Source organism: Nostoc cf. edaphicum LEGE 07299, from assembly GCF_015207245.1.
GTDB lineage: Bacteria > Cyanobacteriota > Cyanobacteriia > Cyanobacteriales > Nostocaceae > Nostoc > Nostoc edaphicum_B.
Genome location: NZ_JADEXF010000697.1, coordinates 1 through 3,406, shown reverse-complemented (window position 1 = coordinate 3,406; position 3,406 = coordinate 1). Strand labels below are relative to the sequence as shown.

Annotated in this window: 2 protein-coding genes; both read right to left on the bottom strand. The window is 45.8% G+C overall.

From position 1 onward, the window contains the following. Positions 1 to 164: 164 nt before the first annotated feature. Positions 165 to 1,877, bottom strand: coding sequence for a diflavin flavoprotein (locus IQ229_RS19175; protein WP_194046472.1), 1,713 nt, complete (start codon positions 1,875 to 1,877; stop codon positions 165 to 167). Between the two features lie 133 nt (positions 1,878 to 2,010). Beyond that, on the bottom strand, positions 2,011 to 3,406 hold a 1,396-nt coding region (locus tag IQ229_RS19170), incomplete at its 5' end, for a diflavin flavoprotein (RefSeq protein WP_194046470.1).

Here is a 3,406-nt window from a genome sequence, read left to right as displayed (position 1 = left end):
TTTGTAAGGGCGCAAGGCCTTGCGCCCCTACGACGGGATATTTTTTTTAACTGGAAGTCCCTAAGCATAAAAAACTGGGATGGCCATCTTGCCCATCCCAGAAAAAAGAGAATTTTCTCATCAAACGCCTTGGCTATATTCAAGCTAAGGCAATTTCGTTGTATCTAATAATGAGTGCCTGTTTTCCGATGGTTGATGGCAGTCACAGCATCAGGCTTGAGTAATTTGCCTTCGTCCACAGTTGCATATACAACCCAATGATCGCCACATTCCAGACGTTGGTTGACTGAGCATTCCAAATATGCTAGTGAATCGGTGAGGATGGTACAACCGTTATCTGCAACTGCTGTACTAAAGTTGGCAAATCTATCTTCTCCAGGCGCGAAAGATTTACGGAAATGCTTCATGTAATCTTGATGATTGCCTTCAGGTAGAATATTTAAGGCAAACTTACCGCCTGGATACATCAAAGATTCGATCGCTCGCTCTTTAGCGATCGCCACTGTTATTCCGGGTGGGTTGAAGGTAGCTTGAGAAACCCAAGCGCCTAACATTGCGGTAGACACTTCTCCTTGTTTCGCTGTCACCACGCAAACGGAACCAACAATCCGGCCAACAGCCTGTTCTACTGGAGTCGCCGCTTGTTGTGGTACGCGTACCTTTTTAGCCTTTTTCAAGGCTTGAGCAAAGTCTGTACCGAGTTCTTCACAGAACTTGAGAGTGACATCATCAGGTTTAAACTTCACCTTCAAAGTGTCAAAGCCAAAGCGATACCCAGCATCCCGGAGTTTACCTTCAATTAAGTCAAAGGCTTCGCCACTCCAGCCGTAGGAACCAAATACCCCAGCGAGTTTGCTGTTGTCACCACTAGATAGCACAATCCCTAAAGCAGTATGAATGGGAGTTGGCGCATGACCACCGATGGTAGGAGAACCGATGATAAAACCCTCTGACTGTGCGAGGTTGATGCGAATTTCATCAGGGGTAGCAAATTCGCAGTTAATCGATTTAACTGCAACTCCACCTTTAGTTAGTCCCAGAGCGATCGCTTGTGCTAAGGTCGCTGTATTGCCGTAAGCTGAAGCGTAAAGTAGCGCAACGGAAATTTCGCGATCGTTGTGAGAACGGCTCCACTCTGCATAAGCTTTGGTGAGTTCGATTAAGCTGGTGCGTACTAAGGGACCATGACCCACAGCATACATTCTCACCTGCAAATCTGATATTTTCTCCAAAGCTGCTTGCACATGAGGAGTTTGGGGAGCCATCAGGCAGTTAAAGTAGTAACGCTGATCTTCTTTAAGCGCTTCCCAGTTATCATCAAACACTTCATCACCACAAAGATGAGTTGCAAATAACTTATCTGTGTAGAGAATTTGGGTTTGCTGATCGTAGGTACAAAGTCCTTCCGGCCAACGTGGACTGGGAGTAGGCAAGAATTTCAAAACATGACCCTTACCTAAATCCAGAGTTTCTTTCCCCCGCATCACCAAGACATTTAAATCTTGCTCTAAGAAAGCAGCACGCAAATTGTTCGCACCAGGAAGAGAACAGACAAAAGTTACCTGTGGTGCTAGTTCTAAAATTGCTTTGAGGGTTGCAACTCGATTGGGGCTAAAATGACCCAGAATTATATAATCCAAACTTTGCAAATTTAAAGTCTGCCGCAATGCCTCTAAATAAATTTCGGTAAAGCTTTCTGGCGGTGGATCGATAAGTGCGGTTTTATCAGCTTCAATTAAATAGCAATTGGAGGTAGTACCTCTTTCAAGTGCGTATTCAATTTCAAACCGCAGACGTGACCAACTACGCGCTCTGATAGCTTTAGTATTGGTAGCAATTGGTAAAACTTGTACGTCGCGTGGCTTGGAATTGGTCATAGCTGTTGGATAAAGTTAGGGAACAGGAAATAGGGGATAGGGAATAGGGAATAGGTTATAGGGTATAGATCATAGGAAACAGGGGATAGTTTTCTTTGCTGTCCCCTGTCACCTGTTACCTCTTGCCTCTTTCTTAGTAGTAATTACCTACTTTGCGATGGCGAACGGCTGTCAATCCATCGTTTTTGGAGACACGACCTTCTTGGACAGTGCAGTATAAAACCCAGTGGTCGCTGCATTCCATGCTGGTCTGTATTTCACATTCCATGTATGCCAAAGCATCTGCCAGAATCGGCGAACCGTTTTTCGCGGTTTGAGTTTTCACTCCTGCAAAGCGGTCAGCACCAGGATGCAAGCGCTTGAGGAAGTGTCTCTTGAGTTCTTGATAATTGCCTTCTTCCAAAACATTGAGGACGAAGCGATCGCCTACTTGCATTAAGGAATCAATGGCGCGGTCTTTAGCAACGGCAATTGTGAATCCTAATGGTTGCAAACTCGCTTGCGTTATCCAGGATGCCAGCATTGCACTTGAGACATTATCTTTTTTTGTAGTGACTATATATAGTCCGCTGCTAATGCGACCCAGTGCCTTTTCCATGTTGACATCGAGGGACTTGATTTGCTTGATGTTGCGATCGCGCACTAGCAATTGTCCGATGTCTTTACCCGCTTCTTCACACAACTGGAAGGTTGAAGCGCTGGGAGCCTCTCTAATCCGAATCGCTGGGAAGGCTTCTTTGATGCCAGAGTTAAGAAATTGTCTGCGGATTGTATCAATGGGTTCATCATCCCCACCGTAACATTCAAACAGCCCAAGCAGTTGCTTGTTCTTGGCGACAGCTAGCACCGAACTGATACTAGCTTGGGCGGCGGCGGAGGTAGTTGGGGGCATACCAATAATGATGCCTGCTGCTCTCCCGGCTAGTTCTTGAATTTCTTGGCTTTCAGCAGTACTCAGATCCAGTACTTCTACGCCAATGCCAGTTTTCAGTATACCTTCGGCAATTGCGTGACCAAGGCGTTCACCATAACCATATTCTGAGACAAAAAACAAGCCAACTGTTGTTTCTGCTTTCGCTTGTTTTTGGCTCCAATTTTCGTAGCACCCAGTCAGAACATCTAAATGGTGGTATAATAACGGCCCGTGACCATTGGCGATAATATTAATCTTTCCGAGATCGCCCATCCGCTTCATCGCATTCAGCAACGAACGAGCGTTAGGGCCCATCAAGCAGTCGTAGTAAAATCTAAAGTCAGCTTCAATCGCTTCTAAATCTTCGTCAAAGGTGCGATCGTCACAAAAGTGCATCCCAAAAGCATCACAGGTGTAGAGAATTTGGGTTTTGCGGTCAAAGCTAAAGATTGTATCCGGCCAGTGCAGGTTAGGCGCACTCACGAATTCCATTTCGTGTCCTTTGCCGATATCGATGCGATCGCCAGTTTTCACAACCCGCTTCGAGAAAGGATCGTGGACTAACCCTTCCAGAAACTGAAGCGCAACTTTTGAGGCTAAAACAGTAGCTCTAGGA

Bases quoted from the DNA above. Each gene is read 5' to 3' on its own strand.
- IQ229_RS19175 (WP_194046472.1), bottom strand. From the start codon at position 1,877: ATGACCAATTCCAAGCCACGCGACGTACAAGTTTTACCAATTGCTACC.